Annotated in this window: 17 protein-coding genes; 1 reads left to right on the forward strand and 16 read right to left on the reverse strand. The window is 52.1% G+C overall.

What is annotated here, in order from left to right:
• Nucleotides 1-23 precede the first annotated feature (23 nt).
• A complete protein-coding gene (locus RHD99_RS13520) occupies nucleotides 24-2,867 on the reverse strand; it encodes a P-loop NTPase fold protein (protein WP_309874444.1) in 2,844 nt (947 codons plus the stop codon).
• A 603-nt stretch (nucleotides 2,868-3,470) separates the two neighbouring features.
• Here RHD99_RS13520 and RHD99_RS13525 point away from each other — a divergent pair.
• Nucleotides 3,471-3,887: a DUF1398 family protein gene (locus tag RHD99_RS13525; protein ID WP_309874446.1), complete on the forward strand. Its 417-nt coding sequence runs from the start codon at nucleotides 3,471-3,473 to the stop codon at nucleotides 3,885-3,887.
• On the opposite strand, the gene RHD99_RS13530 is transcribed toward RHD99_RS13525, so the two are convergent.
• The 15 genes from RHD99_RS13530 to RHD99_RS13600 form a co-directional block, all read right to left on the reverse strand.
• Nucleotides 3,884-4,513, reverse strand: a complete 630-nt coding sequence (locus RHD99_RS13530) for an ECs1377 family protein (protein WP_309874448.1) — start codon at nucleotides 4,511-4,513, stop codon at nucleotides 3,884-3,886. The genes RHD99_RS13525 and RHD99_RS13530 overlap by 4 nt on opposite strands.
• A gap of 143 nt (nucleotides 4,514-4,656) precedes the next feature.
• Entirely contained in the window at nucleotides 4,657-6,459 is a 1,803-nt protein-coding gene (locus RHD99_RS13535) for a DNA topoisomerase III (protein ID WP_309874450.1), read from the reverse strand.
• A 171-nt stretch (nucleotides 6,460-6,630) separates the two neighbouring features.
• Entirely contained in the window at nucleotides 6,631-8,886 is a 2,256-nt protein-coding gene (locus RHD99_RS13540) for an SNF2-related protein (RefSeq protein WP_445344418.1), read from the reverse strand.
• Between the two features lie 89 nt (nucleotides 8,887-8,975).
• Nucleotides 8,976-10,079 (reverse strand): DUF6094 domain-containing protein, encoded by a 1,104-nt coding sequence (locus RHD99_RS13545; protein WP_309874454.1) that lies wholly within the window; start codon nucleotides 10,077-10,079, stop codon nucleotides 8,976-8,978.
• A 67-nt stretch (nucleotides 10,080-10,146) separates the two neighbouring features.
• Nucleotides 10,147-10,767 (reverse strand): hypothetical protein, encoded by a 621-nt coding sequence (locus tag RHD99_RS13550; RefSeq protein ID WP_309874456.1) that lies wholly within the window; start codon nucleotides 10,765-10,767, stop codon nucleotides 10,147-10,149.
• A gap of 162 nt (nucleotides 10,768-10,929) precedes the next feature.
• Nucleotides 10,930-11,574 carry a DUF3275 family protein gene (locus RHD99_RS13555; RefSeq protein WP_309874457.1) on the reverse strand — a complete coding sequence of 215 codons (645 nt, stop codon included), beginning with the start codon at nucleotides 11,572-11,574 and terminating at the stop codon, nucleotides 10,930-10,932.
• 83 nt (nucleotides 11,575-11,657) lie between these two features.
• The gene (locus tag RHD99_RS13560; protein ID WP_309874458.1) at nucleotides 11,658-12,065 is read right to left on the reverse strand and encodes a DUF3577 domain-containing protein; all 408 of its coding nucleotides are present in this window, start codon (nucleotides 12,063-12,065) and stop codon (nucleotides 11,658-11,660) included.
• A gap of 428 nt (nucleotides 12,066-12,493) precedes the next feature.
• Entirely contained in the window at nucleotides 12,494-12,904 is a 411-nt protein-coding gene (gene ssb, locus RHD99_RS13565; protein WP_309874460.1) for a single-stranded DNA-binding protein, read from the reverse strand.
• Entirely contained in the window at nucleotides 12,886-13,413 is a 528-nt protein-coding gene (locus RHD99_RS13570; protein ID WP_309874462.1) for a DUF3158 family protein, read from the reverse strand. The genes ssb and RHD99_RS13570 overlap by 19 nt, the downstream gene beginning before the upstream one ends.
• Complete coding sequence (locus RHD99_RS13575; protein WP_309874464.1) at nucleotides 13,394-14,167, reverse strand: PFL_4669 family integrating conjugative element protein; 774 nt, start codon at nucleotides 14,165-14,167, stop codon at nucleotides 13,394-13,396. The genes RHD99_RS13570 and RHD99_RS13575 overlap by 20 nt, the downstream gene beginning before the upstream one ends.
• Before the next feature lie 306 nt (nucleotides 14,168-14,473).
• Nucleotides 14,474-15,055 carry a DUF2857 domain-containing protein gene (locus RHD99_RS13580; protein ID WP_309874466.1) on the reverse strand — a complete coding sequence of 194 codons (582 nt, stop codon included), beginning with the start codon at nucleotides 15,053-15,055 and terminating at the stop codon, nucleotides 14,474-14,476.
• Entirely contained in the window at nucleotides 15,052-16,527 is a 1,476-nt protein-coding gene (locus RHD99_RS13585; RefSeq protein WP_309874468.1) for a ParB family protein, read from the reverse strand. The genes RHD99_RS13580 and RHD99_RS13585 overlap by 4 nt, the downstream gene beginning before the upstream one ends.
• Before the next feature lie 44 nt (nucleotides 16,528-16,571).
• A complete protein-coding gene (locus RHD99_RS13590) occupies nucleotides 16,572-16,757 on the reverse strand; it encodes an AlpA family transcriptional regulator (protein ID WP_309879158.1) in 186 nt (61 codons plus the stop codon).
• A gap of 91 nt (nucleotides 16,758-16,848) precedes the next feature.
• Nucleotides 16,849-17,208, reverse strand: coding sequence for a hypothetical protein (locus tag RHD99_RS13595; RefSeq protein WP_309874470.1), 360 nt, complete (start codon nucleotides 17,206-17,208; stop codon nucleotides 16,849-16,851).
• 614 nt (nucleotides 17,209-17,822) lie between these two features.
• On the reverse strand, nucleotides 17,823-18,071 hold the full coding sequence (locus RHD99_RS13600) for a hypothetical protein (protein ID WP_309874472.1): 249 nt from the start codon (nucleotides 18,069-18,071) through the stop codon (nucleotides 17,823-17,825).
• Nucleotides 18,072-18,841 lie beyond the last annotated feature (770 nt).

Here is an 18,841-nt window from a genome sequence, read left to right on the forward strand (position 1 = left end):
CAATCCTTTTACGAAGGCCATTATTATTTTTCTACGCCGTCACTTAATAAAGGCAACTTGGTTTTCCTAGCTGGCGTAGCCTTATTGTATGATGCTCCGACGATTGTGGAGGAATTCAGCGATGTTATAGTGTTTTGAAACGTCTGTTGTTTAATGTTTCTTTTTCGATTTTCATTTTCAGATAAAGACTCCCATTCTTCTTCAGAAAGTAATTTGTCGCCAACAATTTCACCAATCAGTTTAAGGAAACTTGCTTCCTTGCTCAGTGCTTTGGCTGAACAATTAATCCCTCCCACAGGAAAAATGAACGGATGTAGAATTGGACAGCTAATTAATAAGAAAAACAATGGATGGGTATCTTTCCATGTTTTCTTATCCGCTTTCAATTCTTCATTCATTACATTTATCTTTTTCTCAAACTCATCAACCGAAGTAACTGGATTTAGTCTTAACCCTTCACCGATATATTCCCTATCACTAACAGAATGATATAAGCTCTCTTCAACCAATACCGCATGAAGAAAAGCCAAAACATTAAAACGCATAATTTTCGCAGCATTTGATTGACTGGCCATTAGTCCATGCTCTGCATCATTATAGAGCCTGGTTTTATGCTGATCAGCCACATTATTAAGGTTGAAATAGAACCGAGTCCATACTTTACCAATCAAAAGTGCCGACGGACGAATTTCAATCTCAATTTCGTTTACTTTTTTAAGCCATTGCTCAACTTTAGTAATGGCTTCAGAAAATTCCGTCGTGTCATCCTGCTGAATGTCATCAGTTACGCCATCATCCTTGGGATCAAGGTCAAAATCCAAAACAGCAGCATCGTTATCCGCACTTTTACTTGAGCCTTTCATTTCTGCACGAGCAGCAGCCTCGCTCCATGGGGGAACAATACATGTTGTCTGAGCTATAATTTTATTAAAAGCATTAGTAATGGCAGGCCTTTCACGACGGCATGCAGAGATATCTGCAATAGCACCAATCAGATTAAAAACACTACTGAAATCCATAAGGTTATTTGAAGCTACCGTACTCAAGGAAGCCGCCATTGCGGCTTTTGCCAAGCCATTCTCAATATCAATGTTAAATTTTTTGTAACCCTCAGGCGTGTTTGGGCGTGATTTACGATTTAACTGCACCATGCCAAGAAAAACGCCAACCTTTTCATCATTAGGGTTGTTTGCAACCACCGCACAACATCGATTAGCCCAATGGGAGGCGCTTTCAATTCTGCCAACAGACATATAAGCTACATATTCACTAACAAGCTGTTCGAATTTTTCTCTATCATTTTCAGCCTGTGCTAACTCGGTCACAAATTGGTTGAATATACTGACGGAACCACAACCAACCAAAAGCATCTGTAGGAACTTTGACAGACTGCCCTGACAGTTTTCACTTACCTGAGACGCTAAGTAAATAGAGCAATTTCTTAATGCTTCACTTTCAGACTGAGGCCGCAAATAAAATCCGGTATTAAAATCACGATCCTGCTTTACATAGGTAAATATATCCTTACAGAGCGAATCCATACCAAACCGATGTTGTTCATAATTTAACCCTGCGCGATAAATGCTGCTTAGCATCGAACCATATAAGGCATTTCTAAGTAAATTCGGAACTGATAACTCATCAGGTCTTTCATTGCTGCCTTGTTTACCATCATGTTTTACCGATGTAGCATGATATTTTTTGGTATAGAAATCCTGAAGCACCTGCATCAACAACCGCACTGGCTGCTTCAGCAGTTCATTCACATACATGTCTGCATCAGAGCCCTCTCTCAAATTAAGGCCTTCCCTAACAGCATCGCCAATCGCTTGCCGGACATCTATGGCAGCAATATCCTGCATGCCAAGCTGGGTTTTAACCTTGATCTTCGCTTTACCGACTTTTCCCTTTTCGCCGACCAGTTGCAACATGGTTTTCAGTTGAATACGTTTTTGTACCGGAAAAAGTTTTAATAAATATTGCTGTTCAAGGTGTTCAACCATATAGCCCCGCTCTGCTAAGCGGGCGCTCTCTTTTTCCTGATCGAGCAAAGTTTTGCTGTAATTTTCGTATTGCTTACCGCGAATCAATTGGGAATATAGGCGCAAGTCACCTGTCGCCACCACCACCAATTTCTGGCTGTTAAAGAATTTACGAATAGATTCAAGTACATCCCAACCCGCTTCAAACTGAGTATCAATATCATCAAACGAGATCAAAATGGCCTTGCAGCCGAGAATTTCACACGCATGTTCAACCAGCTTCTCAAAGATTTCTGACAAATCCTGGCCACCAATGGAGTAATCAAGCTGGGCATCCAACTTCAAAGCATCACTGAAATATTCCGGCTTATATTCCTTGTCTGTGAGCAGATGTAAACCACGCTGGAGCTGCGCAAGGTAATTCTGCCATTGTTCCTTTTGTTTTTTATGGTCATTCGACGACCAGCATCCTTTTAACTTGTCGGACACCATTTTATTCAGACGGGCAGTCACAGTGACCAAAATGGGTTCATGACGCGGCAACTTGGTAGGGTCGATGGTCGGCAAACACTTGATGCTGACTTTGACATCACCTTTGTCACTGTTCAGAGATTTGACCACGCTATTGATAAAAGTGGTTTTACCCGCACCGCGAGTACCATCCACAAAAAATACATTACGACCGGACTCATCAATAAATCGTGTTAGCTCAGCAGACTTATCGGCGTCAGGCGGGGTAACCGAGTTTCGGATACTCTCGACCAACTGATCACGCAGAGATTTCTGAATGAGATCATCTTCTTTGGTACTGCCTGGAAGATTGGGTGCAAACAAGTTGATGATGATTTTTCCCTCGGTCGTTTCAGTCTGTACGCTGTCTGTCATGTCCGTATCGATCCATTTATTTTGATTTTTGCCAGTCTGAGCATCAGAACTGGTGCTTTAATTTTCCACTGCATTGATTTATGCAATACTCAATGCCCTTAGCTTCAATCAGTTCGTTGGGGGGGCTTCGCCACGATCCAACCTACAAAGCTACCTGAAGCGCTGGTAAAACTGACCACCTCATTCACTGCCCCCACCCTCGCGACTGAGCGGTTCGTTTTGTCGAGCAGGCATTACTGCGCGGAGTGTGGGACCGAGGGTAACGCATAGCATGCTCATATTGTGTCGGCACGCCTTCACTAGTTCTAACAGATAATATACTAGCGTTAAATTATTGATAAATATTAACTACAATCTATTACTACTCCTGTGACCAAAAGCGTGCTGGTACATTATTACTTTTTTCTAGCCATTTATTTTTAGGTTAGCCTACGCTAAGTGACTAAATTATTGCGCTTTACCTTCTTCAGAAACAAATAAGAGTTGCCTGTTTATTTGCTCAAAGCGAGCCTGTTTTATGACGAAACTAAACAACTCTTAGTATTCATCCACATGAACAACCAATGTCCGCTTCACGCCCTGGCACAAAGGAGAACCCGCACCATGAGTAAAGCGATTGATAATCTTCAGGCAGCTATGAAAAAAGCGATGGCGAACCGCCCTGCCGTTGGGGGATTTCCGTATCTGGCTGAAACACTCAGAGCAGCAGGCGTGAAAACTAACGAATGGACGTTGCCTTCCTGTCAGAGCCTGTACATAACGGATTTGGGTCCGGTAGTGGTGCCCGGACTACCGCTGGAGACAGGCATCGCTGATGTTCCCGTGTTTAATCAACTCGCCGTCATTCATGCCTTACGTGAAGACCAGACCGGAAGGACCTCCTTTCCGAAGTTTTTAGCCGCCATCTGGCAGGCGGGAATTGTCCGCTACAGCGTTGATTTCACCGCTCGCCAGGTCACGTATTTTGGCTGCCATGGCGAAAGCTATGTTGAAGCGTACCCAGACGTGGCGGTGCGTTAATCTGCTAACCGATAGACAGGAACCCGTCGGGTTGTTGCCGTCAGATTATCGAACACTTCGGCCTCAAAGCTGGAAATCCGCATACCGGATTTTCGAAGCGTTGAGATATCAGCGGCAATGCGCTGCATACCAAACCAGAATAATCCATCAAGCGCGCTCACAGGCAAACCCGCTTCCAGTGCAAGCCGCAGGCGTTCCCGTGGCGCTTTAACCTGCTTTGCAATGTCCTGATATGGGGTAGTTGTGACGCCCTCAGTCGTTACACGAAGGATCCGGCTGGATAAACGGTAGCGAAAAGCATCAGGGACCGTATTCAGATCGGTTTTGATGCTGTATACGCAACCATATCGGTTATCGCTGATGGTGACAGGCTTACGGCTTAACGGCAGCTCCTTGCGCAGTTGGTCGATCAGCTGCGGGGCTCGGATCAACTGGAGGCGAAACGGCAATTCGAAGCTGGTGACATAATCGACTTTCAGCAGCGCAATGCGCAGGCGCTCCTCACTCCCGGCTTTTATCTGTCGACACTCTTCCATCACCTCCGCCCACTGCTGGGTTAGCCGGGGTGATTCGTCCATCGTCGCAAAATGGTACTTTTCGATTTGGTAGTCGATACGTTCACTCATCGTTATTCCCTGTCCCTGCCTGTCATCAGGCGATGATAACACCATGCCAGATCCTGTTGTTTACGTGATGACAATGTCAAATCCTTCTGTGTTAACAGTGAGCTAGCCATCCGCGATATACGCCTCTTCGTGCTGGCAGCACACTAGCGTGTGGCCTGTGACACCATGGCACTTATCCAGATGGACTGCTTTTGCAGAAACACGGCCAGCGACAGCCTGCCGGCGGCGATATCATCCAGTGCCTGCTCCCACAACGCCGTCATACCGGGATCTTTCACGATATCCGGCAACATAGCCATCAGCGCCCAGGCGTTGTCCGTTGCCACCAGATAACGCTTCTCCTTGCGGATGTAGTCCCGCCTGAGCAACGTTTCGATGATGCCTGCACGTGTAGCTTCGGTCCCCAGGCCCGCACTCTCCTTCAGCCGTTGCTTGAGACGCGCATCCGTCACAAACCGGGCGGCATTTTTCATAGCACCAATCAGCGTACCTTCGGTGTAGTGCTCCGGTGGTCGGGTTTTCTGTGCCCGAATGTCGGTGCCACGAACCTGGCAGATCGCCCCTTCAGCCAGCACGGGCAGTGACTGCAGTGTTTCATCTGCGGGTGCATTGTCACCGAAGGCCACTTTCCAGCCCCGATCCACCACCACATTGCCACTGGCTGCGAGCTGATGCATACCGCTGCGCAGCAATATCTGCGTTTTATCCGCCTGCCAGAACGGCAAAAACTGGGCGATATAGTGGCGGCAGATAAGAGAGTACACCCGGCGCTCGTCATCGCTCATTGCGTGAGTATCTGCCGCTTTCATCGTCGGGATAATGCCATGGTGGGCAGTGATTTTACCGTCATCCCAGGCGCGGGATTGTTGCTGTGGTTGACAGGCTGCCAGCAAAGGGGCGAACGCGGGGATTGTCTCCACGATGGCGCGAAACACTGCCGGCACGTCGGCGAGCATCGACTGTGGCAGGTAACCACAGTCGGTTCGCGGGTAGGTCGTCGCTTTGTGGGTTTCATACAGCCGCTGAGCGATATCCAGCACCTGCTGTGCGCCCATGCCCCATTTTTTCGAACAATGCTGTTGCAGGGTGCCAAGGTCAAACGGCAAAGGAGGCGATTCCTTCACCCGTTTTGTTTCGGCACGGATAACGATGGCCTGCCCGGCACTCTGGATATTATCGGCGGCCCGTCTTAGCGCCGCTTCACTGACACACCGCCCTTCATCATCACAGAGCGTTTCCGGTGCCTGCCATTGAGCCAGAAACGGCGTGTTGTTGCCGGTGAGTGGCACATGCAGCGTCCAGAAATCACGGGGAATAAAATTCGCGATGTCCCGGTCACGATCCACAATCAGGCGCAGCGTCGGCGTCTGTACGCGGCCGACCGAATACAGGCCTTTTTCTCCGGGTTTGCGACCTTTGAGCGTGTACAGTCGGGTCAGATTCATCCCGACCATCCAGTCTGCTCTGGCACGCCCGAGCCCGGCCTGGTAAAGCGATTCGGTTGACTCCCCTGCACTGATGGAGGCCAGCGCTTTGTGGATACTGCAGTCGTCAAGCGCCGAGAGCCACAGGCGCGATACCGGCCCTGCGTAGCGGCAGGCTTCGAGGATTTCACGGGCAATCATCTCGCCTTCGCGGTCGGCATCGGTGGCAATCACCACGGCTGAGGTTTTTTTCAGTAACTTACGAATAATACCAAACTGCTTTCTGGCCTCCGGCTTCACCGCCATTTGCCACTGTGCCGGAATGATGGGTAAATCGGCCAGCGCCCATTTTTTATATTTTTTGTCATAATATTCTGGCGCTACCATCTCCAGCAGATGCCCAAATCCCCAGGTCACGGCCACTTCCTTTCCGATCATACAGCCCTCCTCTTTTTGGGTAGTACCCAGAACACGGCCAATATCACGCCCCTGAGACGGCTTTTCACACAGGAATAATTTCATTGTCGCACCTCGAAAAAAAACGGGCATCAGAGGATGATGCCCGAACGGGTTGAGCGCCCATGTCTGACGGGAAGGAAATACCCCGCAAGCATAGGGAGCGGTGCGTCCGGTCAACAGGTGAAACTGTTTACCGGGTGAGGAAGTAAAGGAGCGTGACACCAGCAAGGAAAGTTACGCTAGCAGTTGTTTCGCCAGCGCAATTTCCACCGAGTCGCCATCTGAGTTGAGAATATCCAGCCCTGACTCGGGGATATCCCCGGCGGTGCTTTGTGCCACGGCGATTTTGCGCGCCATCAGATCAAGACAGTTCATCTGCGAACTGCCGGCATAGCCAAGATAAATCACCCTGACGGCCTGCCGCTGGCCGATCCGCCAGGAGCGGCGGGCAGCCTGCAATAACGTAAAGACGTTATAGCCCGTTTGCATAAACACGATGGTGGGAAACTCAATCAAATCAAGCCCGGTCTTGACCAGCTCAGGATTGGTGACGATAACCTCCACACCCCGCTCCACCTGCTCTGCCACCCAGTCCTCCCGCTGTTCCGGTGAAACACTGGCCCGTAGTACCGCCGTTTTCAGTCCGGCCTGCGTCAGCAGAGCTTTCAGTCGCGATGTGGTGTCACGCGTCCCGCTGTAGGTGGAGTACGCCAGTACCTTGCGGCCTGCGGTTTTCTCCTCCCGGCACAGTGAGATCAGTGCGGCTTCTTTCGGCGTGGGCTCCGCGTCACCAAACAGTGAGGGCACACACGCCAGCACGGCACGGGTTCGCGGATGCTTTACCGTTTCTGCCCGAAAACAGCAGTCCGGCCAGGCCAGCAGCACGTTCAGCACCACACCCAGCAGGGTGGTGTCGCGTTTTGCCAGTGCCTCCCGCAGCGTGATGGTCAGCGTTTGCGACAACGACTGATATTCACTCGCCTGCACCGGGCTCATCTCAATTTCACAAAACTCCTCATGGTACGGGGGTAATATTCCGTGACCGAGGTCACTGAGTTTCAGAAACACGGTATAGGGTAACAGGCAGCGCAACACGCCTGCCGGGCCAAATCCCGGTGCCTTTGAGACCCGTGAGGTGTTTTTTTTCCCCTTCGCCGTTTTGTGCACATCGTCGTTACGCTCAGATAACACTTCCCTGAGCACCCCGTGGTCACGCATAAACTGCATGGCGGCGGCGTTGAGACTGCCATTACGGCCTGGCCGATATCCTTCCTCCAGCATTCGCTTCGTGAGAATACGAAACAGCAAGAAAAAGAGATCGTCAGCATAGCCGCCCATCAGTGTGCCGGTCAGCAGCACAGTCTTACGCACCTGTGAAGCCAGTACGCCCATGGCCTGCCCCTGAGCAGAAGAGCCACCTTTGTATTCGTGCGCTTCATCCACCACCATCAGGTCGAAGGTGCCTTTTGGCAGATATTTTTTGATGAATTCGCTGGCCTGATAATTGCCCTCACCAAAGCCAAACTCTGTGTTTGCCATTGCCCGCTCCATGCGTTGCGCCTGACGGTCGGAGAACACCATGTCGCCCTCGCCATCCATCAGGTTGATGAACTCATACAAATTATCGCCGAGCATGGCGGCCAGAAATTCATCGCCGAAAGTGAGCTGTAGTCGTCGTGCGGTGGCTTCTCCCACGGTTGGGATCCGCTTCAGCGCCTTGCTGACCATCTGCGACTGCAGATCACCCGCCACGGTGTGCGGACGCATCAGCGTCCAGAGTGCCGAGCCACACCCCGCACATTTACGGGGGCGCTCTTCGTGGTGAAGTTGCTCCGCAGGCAACCACTGACCGTCGGTATCACCGATGCGCTGGCCGCAGTCCGGGCAGACACCAAAGTGAAAATGCCCCTGCCGTCTGCGGGCAAATGCCGGTTTCCAGTGATAGCCCATGCGCATGCGCACCCGGCCCAGGATAAAGAATTCAGGGCCGGTGGCATGCTCCGCCAGTCGTTCGCGCAACAGCATCAGTTTCAGCAGCGTGTCCGGGCCATTAAGCACCCAGACTCGCGCACCCCGTATGGTCTGCTGGATCTCGCGCCGCCACTTATAAACAAGGTGTGGCGGGGAAAGCACCAGCGTGCGGCGGTAGCCTTCGTGATACAACACCGCTGCGGTGGCAATCGCCATCAGCGTCTTACCCGAACCCATTTCACCGTTGATAATGGCGGCATGTTCGCCCTGGTTAATCAGCAGTTTTGCCACCGCCTGCACCACCTCCGCCTGAGCAGGAAATGGCGTACGCAGTAACGAGTCCATCACCGCGCGTCGGCGCAGATCAGGCGTGCCGTCATACACGGGCGGCAGGGAACGGTTAAGCGCCTCCAGCAGACTTTTACCAAACTCCTCAATAAAATCATTGAGTGGCAGAAAATCTGGGGCGGGTTCAGCGTCAGTAAGGGAGAGCAGATCAGTCTTGTGTTCGGTATGCATGGTCATATTCCTTAAAAAAGGGACAGACCACACCCTCGCGGGAAGGCTGTCCCGAGAGGGTGAAAAAATGAAGTGTGAGCCAGACGGGCTTAGCGAACCGAGATCAGTTCACCCAGCGTCGCCGAGCCGGCAGTCATGTCCCAGGCGGCGATCGCCGGGACAAAACGGTCCGTCATCGTGATGATTTCAGTGATATTGCCGTCATCATCTTCGGTGAAGGTGGTTTTACGATCTTTCACCTTCCAGGTATCGCCCCGCACCACCAGCGTGCGCCCGGTCGGTGAGGTGATCACCCCGGTGATGGCTCCGGCGGCAAGCGCCAGCGCAAGATGCCAGCGTGACAGACGTCTTGCCGGTGGACGCTGGCACCGTGGCTGAAGACACAGACTAGTGGCAAAGACAGGCCAGAGTCCCTGAAGCTGATGAATTTCCGCCTCAAGTTGCACCGGCTCCATCGTCACACGGTAAAAATGTTTCAGTGGCTGACGCACCGCCGGCACACGATAAGGTCGTGACCATAACTGCGGAAGTGACGTGGCCGTTTCCTCGCCCAGGCCAATAGCCACCAGACACTGAACGATATCCCTGGCCTCATCGGCCTTACGCTGATGACGCCGGATACGCTTTCCGAAGATTACCACCTGCTTAAACTGGTCTGTCTGGGCCGCGAAGATCTGTACATCGGTAAAGCTGTTTGCCAGCCAGCCGGCAAAGGCCTTATCCAGTGTGTAATGTGGCACGACCAGCACCAGAATGCCGTCGTACATCAGGTTGTCCACAGTGCGCTGGTAAAACTGCTTTTCAAGGCGGGCGCGGCCGGTTTTACGGGCATCAGACGCATCTTCTTTAACCAGGTCGCCATAAGGCGGGTTAAGAAACAGCAGCGAAAATGCCTGTGGCGATATGATGGTCTCCATCAAATCGCTGTGGAGCGTGACATCCGCCAGCGTGGTGCAATGCGCAGCGCGTTCTGCCTCGTACTCCACAGCATAAGCCTGCGCCCGTTCTCCCAGATAGCAGGCGATTTCCGTGACGGCCACACCTTCTCCGGCGCAAGGGTCAAGTATGCGCAGCGTTCCTGCTCCGTCATCCGGAACCAGGGCGGCCAGAATGCGCTCAAGTGTGCATTCATCGGTGGGATAATAACCATTGCGGGCGAAATTGCGCGCCAGGCGCGGGAACATTAAAGCCATAATGAAGACTCCTTTTGACCGGTAAAAAGCCGGACGCATCCACCAGGGATACGTCCGTGCGGTGAGGTTATGCAACACGAGAATAAGGCTGGAGAGCGGCGGTGTTACCGGTGATACACAACTCGCCAGCTCTGATGGTGTCACTGATGAAGCCGGTAAGAGCTGGCAAATCCAGCGTCAGTTGCCTGCCGGTCAGCGCACCTTTGCCACTGAGTGCAGTCAGCATCTGCGAGGCTTCCAGAAATCCGAGCACCCTACCCTGCCAGTGGTCAAGCAGGGGCAAAGAGGTGGTCTCTTTCAGCAATGTCCAGGCCCTGTTGTGCCAGCAAGGCTCGTCACGCCTGAGCAGCAAAAACGCCTGTCCGTTTGCCCTGTCGGGGTGAAGGCAGCGTTTGTCAAACAGCCACAGATGGATAAGCGTGCCAAAGCGGGTGTGCTGATGGCGCGTGGTGCGTTTATCGAGATTATCGGTATTGCCCGGAAACAGCAGATGCTCATGGAGGGCCTCGTCAGTCAACGTCAGTTGCGGGAGGCCCTCGTCGTTTTTCAGCGTCAGTCTGCCCAGCAGTTCCTGAATTGCCGTGTCCCTGCCCCAGACGGAGAGAAACAACAGCGAGCGTCGTTCATCGCAGAGATAACCGTCGGCCATGATGTTGGGGATGTCATTGAGACGCAGTAACGTACTCATGCTTTCGCCCTCCGCGCCATACGATAAAACGGCATGCGGATAAGCTTTGTGCGTGTTGAGGTAGAAGAAAACCTGCCCATGGAAAGCGCCTTATGTGAATGCGGGCTTTCCCTGTCGGGGAAAACCCGCCAGTGGGTGAGTGAGTGAGTAAAGTAGACCGTATCAGTGCAACATGGCTTCAGCGGCTTTCGCGAAGTGCTGCTCCTGTGCGTTAAAGTCATAACCGAGCTGGCTCAGACGGGCTTTTTGCTGACGCAGTACCTGGCGCGGGGCGGTGGCATCGAGTTTCACCACCTCGCCCAGCGGCCAGAGGCAACCAAATAAGGCCTGGTCACCGTTTTCCAGCTCAGCCAGCGTCGGCACCGTAAATTGGGGCCGGTTTGTTTCGTGGCCCACAAGCGGCGGCACGACTTCAGCCTTTCCCTCGCCTGGGCGTGCAACAGATGCCACCGCGACGGTTTCCACTGAAATTTCTTCATCCAGCGGATCATTCACCGGCGGTGAAAGTTTCTGCTCATCGCCCGGGTTCAGGGCATCGTTGCTCTCAATGCTCATCGCATCGAGCCGGGCGCGAATTTCGGCCCCCGAATTGGCGCCATAACTCCACGCATGCATGAAGATACGCCCGATGACAAACTGACCCTTATAGACGCCCGCGGTGTACTGCTCAAGTTCCCTGTCTTTCACCGAGAAACTGCCTATGGCGGTTTCAAGCAAACCAACATTGAAGTCGCCGTTGCGACCGTTAATCGTTTTGATAACCAGTTTTCCGGCCATCATGACCGGTGATGAAGTGGACGTGTTCATGTTGAATATTCCTGTCAGAAATGAGAGGCGCGCAACACATCAGCGAGATGTCTTGCGCGTAAAAATCGCGGGAATGTTCAGGCTCAGGCGGGCTGAGGTTCTGCCACGCCTTCGCGGAAAACTTCATGCCCGTTGATTTTGATAAGCGTGATGCGGATAAGACGGCCTTTAATACCGCAGCCCGTCTGACCTTTCTTCTCGCCCTTCTCATAGGTAAAGGCTTCCGGGTAAATATCGCCTACCGTAAAGGCGATAAGCACTTTTTGTTTATTCTCCAGTGCATCCTGGCAGCTTTCCAGCAATGCACAGGCTTTGTCGTTGTACACACGAACGTCAATATAGGTGTACTCCGGTGCGCTGGTATTCCCGTGCAGGGCGGCGATGGTGCAGGCCATAAACGGGTTGCTGTTTTTAGGTGTCACGGTGCGCAGGCGATTAACATAGCCAATACCGCGGGTGTGCAAATCAAAATAAGTCTGTTCAGTCTTCATGGTCTGTCTCCGATCATAGAGTGCGGAGACAAACCCTGGCGGGAATGGTCTCCCGCAGAGGATGTCGATAAAAAAGCGTGAAATGATAACGACCTGTACCGCTGGTACAGTCCCCGTTCTCAGCCGCCACGGGAAGTTAAGGGCAGGCGTCACACCGCAGTGTGGACAACTTTCAGCCTGGCTGTCTTAAAGGCCATCACACGGATGGATATTGCAGGCACAGTAAACCTCTGTGCACGTATGAATGGCAGGCAAAACTCTTTATATGGATAAAACGAAAAGTTGGACCCGCTCAGGGAAACCCTTTATACCGGCACCGCTGCCCCCATATAAATAATATTCAGCGGTGAGGTACCGACAAAAAAAATGGCACCGGAAACCCCGGTGCCAGCCAATAAAAATGAACTGTTTTGTCTCAGTCGCCTGATTTATTCGGCCCGCTCCTCTCCCTCAAAGGGCAATTCCGGCTCGGCGGCATGTTCGAGCACAGGTTTACTGCCGAGCATTTGCAGCATTCCGTTGATATCCACCACCACCTCGGTGGCCTGCCGCTCTGCCCCCAGATTATCCGTCCACTTCCTGATTTGCAGCCGTCCTTCCAGATAAACCTGGGTGCCTTTCTTCAGGTGCGTGGCGGCAATCTCTGCCAGTTTGTTGTAGACCACCACGCGATGCCACTGCGTTTTCTCCTTCGTTTCACCGCTCTCTTTATCTTTCCAGGATTCCCCGGTTGCCACAGAAAATACCGCAACAGGCTGTTTATCCTGGGTGTAACGCACTTCCGGATCCTGACCGACAAAACCAATCAGGCTGACTTTATTCAAACCTCGCTGGGCCATGGTTCTTTACCTCCGGTGTTGTTGTTGCACGAAGACACCGATGCCATCACCTGGCGGGCATCCGTCATTTTCACACGGCATTCACGTATCTGGCGCAAAATAAACGTCGTCACAGACATCTGCATGTTGAACATCACTCTGTCGCACTCAATGGCGAGCAGCGCGTCCCGCATTTCCTGCGGCCACTGAGGATCCTGTATCAACGCCTGCCAGGTTACCGTCCCCGAACGGGTGTTTTGCTGATTGCGCCAGCGCAGAAAATTTGCACCAGAGCGGGCTGGCCCACGGCATAACATCAGCGGAAGATATTGCAGCGGCCAGCGCCAGGAACGATGCAGCACCAGAGTCTGTATCTGGTGCAGGGTCCCCGCCGCCTCTGTCGCATGACGCCCCAGAGCCTGCGGCTCCCTTACCCTTAAAAGGCCTTTTAGCGAGCTTTCGTAAGCATGCCAGTCTCGGGGCGACAGCTGACGGTAACCCGGATTGGTTTCAGGCTGCGTCATCGTCATCCCCCGGCTCCTCAACCTCGTCCTCCAGCTCAGTTTCAGCGACTGATACGGCAGCGCCATCAATGTGAACATCACTCTGGCGCAACGGTGGCGCATAATTCGAGCGCCGCCGACCGTCGAAAATGTCCTCCGGCACCGGGCCGACCTGTTCTGTTGCGGCAATCGCCCGCGCATTCCCCTCGCGAATATCCTGTCGACAGACGGCGATACGCTGGTATTTCTGGGCCTGAACCAGAATGCTGCGGATAAGCTTGCCCGCCGTCTGGCGCAGGTCATTCATCTGTGCGCGCGTCAGCAGAGCCATATGCTGCGCCAGCAGCGCCTTGCGCATTAGAGTGTCATAGTCGGTGAGCAGATAGACTGCGATAAACCCAAGCTGGGTGGAGGCAAAGACCGGAAAACGGGCAGGCTTAATGCTGGCAGAGCCTTCCACGGTCATCATCTCAGGCACCTGACTGAACACCACTTCCATGCTGCCAATCAGCGCATTCATTCCATCACGCGCCACCAGCAGGCGCTCTTCAAGCAACAACATCCATAAATCGGCATAAGGATTATCTGCCAGTGCATCCAGGCGAATGATATTCATGATGGTGATAAAACGCGGAAGCCCGATGATGCCGTAGATATTCTCTTCCCGGTTCGGCAGACGTCCGGCCCAGGCCTGAGTGGCATAATGGGTGTGAAGCTCAATGGTTACGGTGCTGCGCAGCGGGCCGCTGGTTAAGTTAAATTGCGGGTCGGTATTGCTCATGCTATGCACTCCGGTTGTGGTACACGAAGCAATGAGCATGGTGAGTGGGCGCGCGCTCCTCAACCGTAAATCAAAACCGGTAAAGATAAGTTTGCGGGACGACAAGGTTGCTGCGCCTGATGGGACACGAGAAAATTTGATTACTTTTAACGATGGTTATCGCACAATTAATCAAAAAACGGCTATTTTATTCACGCGTGAATAAAATAGCCCCTTCTGATTGCTCTGGTGTTCGTCCTCGTTCAACTCTGTCAATCTGTCATGTGCGGCGTTTCATCGCAGGACACCCTGGCGGCCCGAGCTCCCTCATCGTTCCCGGGCTTGCAACAGGTCTTTTTCGCACGACATGATCCTGTTCCAGACGACGGTCAGTGACAACGCCTCCGTATTCTCCTGGCCGGACAAGCTGTCGGTGATATCCATCATCACATCCAGTGAATCCATGGAAAGCAGATTTTCCGGGCGTCGCTGCTCCCATTGCAGCCAAATCTGACAATCGGTATTTTCATCAGGCAGCCTCGTTCGCCCCTGTGCAACCTGGATCCCTGAGATACGCCGCCGGTTGCAAACCTCCCCCGAGGGCAAACCAAAAAAATGCCCCAGCAGCTCAATCGAACCGCCAAGTTCAATGGCCCGGGTGATCCGACGCTGAAGCTGTATTTCCTGCTCTGCCCGCGCCAGAACCTGACGCAGGACTTCATGTTGAATGGTCACATTCATAAACGGCGCCGTGGTCTGACTCAGAATAAACAGCTCCTCCACCGATAAACGACTGATGGCGTCGAGTTCATCACAGGTAAACCCCATCGCCTCACAGTAGCGAAGATTGCCCTCTTTCAGGGCATGCAGCGCATCCGTCAGCACCGTGTAGTTCAGTGATGGCGTCATACCCTGCTCTCCTGGCGTTGCAGGGCATACAAATGGCGGATACTGTGAAGCAGTTGCACAAACGTCGCCAGCGATTCATCGCTCAGTTCTGCGCAAACCAGGGGCGTTCCGAGCAACATCTGGCGCCATTCGATGGCGCTGCCGGGCAGTTTATCCGCGAGGAATGCCAGCATTTGCCAGTAAATTTGCTGTTCACCGGACAGTGCATCGCCCGGCTCACGGATATCGAACACACCGTGTTCGGTGGGTGCTATCAGAAACTCCAGCCCCGCATTTTCTGCAAACTCCCATGCGGCCTGTTCGATAACGCTGGCAAGTGCTTCAGGCTCATCATACAAAGGTATGGGGTGCGGTGAAAATAACACCACTGTATCGACACCAGCAGCAGAACTGCCCGATAACTCCGACGGTGAAACGATAGCGATGTTCTCCGCCGTTGCCACACGGCCAGCGTGTGACCCGTCGTCATCGACCTCCAGAGCCGCAGACGTTTCAGCGCAACCGGCCTCAACACTGACCGTGTCGGTGGCCGATGGCTCAACCTCTGGAACAGTCAGGTTTTTACCCCGAGGTTTTAATGCCATATGACGTTGCCCGGCAACATCGGGTAGCACCGGTATAGGCTCGGTACCAAAAAAGGCGCTGCGTTTTATCGACCGGGTGTCAATCTCCATAGCGACTATATTGTAGTGAACACCGAGCTTCTGGCTGATGGTGCCCGTCAGCTCATCCAGGATATGTTTTAACTGGAAACCCGCACCGGGATCGCTAAAGGGAAACAACGCGAGGGCAAAAACATCCTCAAACAAAGGCAACAGATGTTCACTCTCTGACGGCAGCGCAGAAGTATGGGACTCCCAATACTTTTGCGCGGCATTACGCAGCGCCAGCAACTCATTAATGTGTTTTCTTGCCAGGCCGTTGTAAAGGTGCTCAGGAATATATGGAAGCAAATAATGAATGGTGGCAATCATCACACTGAGCTGTGTCTGTGACAGGCAATACCCTTCATCCTGCAGCATGGAGACTTTATCGGTTTGTGAACAACCTGGATTGATTTTCTGATAAATTTCGGTCGCCTTCTGAACGCCCAGCGCCCGTTCAATAAAGGTCAGCGCACCCCGTTTTTCATTTTCAATCAGGTGACCGAGCAAACAGTCCAGATTGCCCTCATCAACGCTTTTTTCCGTCTGCCATGGCTGATAGTAACAATCAATATTCCAGTATTTTTCCGCATGCGTTTCAAGCCATAACTCATTAAGTACCGCCAGGCGGGTGTTTCCACCCCCGGCAATAATATAAAAAGCGTCACTGGGGCGTTGGGTAATCAGCGGCAACTGCATCAGTCCTCTCTGGCGGATGGATGCCTTAATATCGTCATGTTTTGGATTGCGTACGAGTCGGGGGTTCAAATCAAATGCGCGCAGCTTATCCAGTGTCACTGAAATAACGGTACAGGTGTTATTTATCATGAGGGTCATCTCTGCTCAATTTATTGAATAGTCAGAAAGGCAAATCAGCGCAGCGCTGATTTTTCCCTGATCCAGGCATCGATTTCCGATTCAAGCCACGCCACACTGGCGAGGCCAATTTTAACCGAACCGGGAAAGGTACCTGTTTTCATATAGTCATAGATTTGTGTGCGCTTCAGACCCGTCTTTTCAATCACCTGGGGCAGTCGCAGTAGTTTATCGGACACGATATGTCCTCCTGTCGCGGATAGCACTGAGAAGAGGATGGAAGGCGAATACCAGCCGTTCCGGGGAGTCAGCTATGTTTCCGCTGATGGCGTGTCAGCGCGATAAAAAACTCAAACGGGGAAAAATATTATTCCCGCGCACACAGTCAAAACGGTGATGTCCGGCAATAGGCTCCGTTTCCAGATACAGACGGCGGTAACCCCGCTGTTGCCAGAGCGGACACCCCAGAATGGGGGATGGGGAGATAAAACGAATGGCAGGGCCTGCATTGGCCCATGAGAAGCCCAGGAAGTTCGGGCAAAAGGGTTCGGGGGGTAACTTTTGATTCGAAGCAGAAACAACGTAAACAGGCGTCATATTCTGTTGAAAAAACACATTTTCAGTCAGAAAGTAACAGGACATCACGCTACCGGAAATCAACGCCAACACCAGTCCAAAAAGGCTGAACAGCACAACCCGCCTTAGCGGTGTTTTTTTGCGCCATCTGGGCTCGATGCGCGTCATCTTTCGATATCAATCAAGATGATGAAGTGGCGGCACAATAAAATTGTCATTAGCCATGACCTTATCTGCTCAGGGTGTGATCAGCACAGACAACGGGGCGGCCCGTGACCTGTGTGCTTAACGTGTGATGCTTTTCACGTCCGGCTGACGCAGGGCAACAGCGATACGTTGTCTGTCATATTTTTCCGGAATTCCCGGCGTGGTGCCTCAAAACCAGGCACGCCGGAAGGCGCAGTCTGAAACGCAGCACACAATAAGTCACCATAAGAAAATAGCGTCTTTCTGTACGGTTATTGAGCGAGAAATGTTAAACATTCACGGCACTGTGAAACGGATCACTCTATTAGCCCAATAAATGTTCTGTTTAACACATATAGCTGCGCCAGAAATAGAGGAATACTCTGCCCGTCTTTGTTTCGTGAACAGGAGAAATATACACGCGCTGAAACGGGAGGATGGGGCGACAGCACCACCAGAACGATGCCATAAACCTGACTGTGAGGTTCATCGGATGTGTTTTGATAACGGCAGGCTCAACATTCCATACAGAACCTGCCAGAGGATCAATGCTGACGACTGATTTCTCCCCGGCGCGCGCTGCAGATCGTCGGCATGCTGTCATCATCACCCAGCGAGTCCTCCACACAGGCGCTGAGCGTCAGGGCAATATCCCAGGCAATATCTGTCAAATCATCAAGATACACTTTCAGGTGATCCTCTTCACGCTGGGAGATGTCTTTAATACAAAACATCAGCGAGCTGTTCAGTGTCGCCACCTGCAGTGTACGTATCGCAGTATTGTGATAGCGCACAGCCTGGGGGACGGGGTGTGTCGGTAGAGGACATTGGGAATGGCGTTTACTGAAGGGTGGGCAACTGCAGGGGGATGGGTTTCGGTGTTTCAGTATTCACCAGTGGCGTCACAATCAGTGGCACATCAGACAGATAAGGGGCGTCGAACTTATGCATCATGTCACTCCACACAGTGGACAAACATCACGCTCGGAATACCGCGATTTTTGGGGCGAGTTTGGATACGCTCTTGAATAGCCATAACTGTTACCTACTTTAACGGTTTGTGGTCAGACACGTCGGAGTGTTTCAGCGCTCTGGCGAGTTGCTTAGATTGCGCTGCAAAAACGACCAAATAACGATTAAAACGCATACACCACCTTCCTGAAAGTCAATCGCTCATTTTGCATAAATGCTTTTTTCCCCGGTACTTACACGACCACGCACTCCTCTGCGCGACGATCAAACAGCACGCTTCCCTCCTTCTCCTGAACCCGGTACGGTGCACCCTTATTTCCGGGCATGTAAGTCAATCCCCCTGCCATGGTTCGTTATACCGCTTCTGCACAAGGACTATTTACTCTCTGTTACGCAGAAAAAAATCACACTTTACAGATAGCATAAACGTAATTTTTATCAATCAGTTAAAACAAATAACATCCAATATCTCTCTTTATTCGGTACGTCGGCAATGTGATTCAGATCCCGGTATTCACCCTCCACTGTTGCGTCAATGCTCCAGGGTGATTACATTTCAATCTAAGATATACACCATCAGCATTTAACATTA

The sequence above is a fragment of the Buttiauxella selenatireducens genome (assembly GCF_031432975.1).
In the GTDB taxonomy this organism is placed as follows: domain Bacteria; phylum Pseudomonadota; class Gammaproteobacteria; order Enterobacterales; family Enterobacteriaceae; genus Buttiauxella; species Buttiauxella selenatireducens.

Bases quoted from the DNA above. Each gene is read 5' to 3' on its own strand.
- RHD99_RS13525 (WP_309874446.1), top strand. From the start codon at position 3,471: ATGAGTAAAGCGATTGATAATCTTCAGGCAGCTATGAAAAAAGCGATG.
- RHD99_RS13535 (WP_309874450.1), bottom strand. From the start codon at position 6,459: ATGAAATTATTCCTGTGTGAAAAGCCGTCTCAGGGGCGTGATATTGGC.
- RHD99_RS13555 (WP_309874457.1), bottom strand. From the start codon at position 11,574: ATGAACACGTCCACTTCATCACCGGTCATGATGGCCGGAAAACTGGTT.
- RHD99_RS13585 (WP_309874468.1), bottom strand. From the start codon at position 16,527: ATGATAAATAACACCTGTACCGTTATTTCAGTGACACTGGATAAGCTG.
- RHD99_RS13530 (WP_309874448.1), bottom strand. From the start codon at position 4,513: ATGAGTGAACGTATCGACTACCAAATCGAAAAGTACCATTTTGCGACG.
- RHD99_RS13580 (WP_309874466.1), bottom strand. From the start codon at position 15,055: ATGACGCCATCACTGAACTACACGGTGCTGACGGATGCGCTGCATGCC.
- RHD99_RS13550 (WP_309874456.1), bottom strand. From the start codon at position 10,767: ATGAGTACGTTACTGCGTCTCAATGACATCCCCAACATCATGGCCGAC.
- RHD99_RS13575 (WP_309874464.1), bottom strand. From the start codon at position 14,167: ATGAGCAATACCGACCCGCAATTTAACTTAACCAGCGGCCCGCTGCGC.
- RHD99_RS13545 (WP_309874454.1), bottom strand. From the start codon at position 10,079: ATGGCTTTAATGTTCCCGCGCCTGGCGCGCAATTTCGCCCGCAATGGT.
- ssb (WP_309874460.1), bottom strand. From the start codon at position 12,904: ATGGCCCAGCGAGGTTTGAATAAAGTCAGCCTGATTGGTTTTGTCGGT.
- RHD99_RS13520 (WP_309874444.1), bottom strand. From the start codon at position 2,867: ATGACAGACAGCGTACAGACTGAAACGACCGAGGGAAAAATCATCATC.
- RHD99_RS13540 (WP_445344418.1), bottom strand. From the start codon at position 8,886: ATGCATACCGAACACAAGACTGATCTGCTCTCCCTTACTGACGCTGAA.
- RHD99_RS13560 (WP_309874458.1), bottom strand. From the start codon at position 12,065: ATGAAGACTGAACAGACTTATTTTGATTTGCACACCCGCGGTATTGGC.
- RHD99_RS13570 (WP_309874462.1), bottom strand. From the start codon at position 13,413: ATGACGATGACGCAGCCTGAAACCAATCCGGGTTACCGTCAGCTGTCG.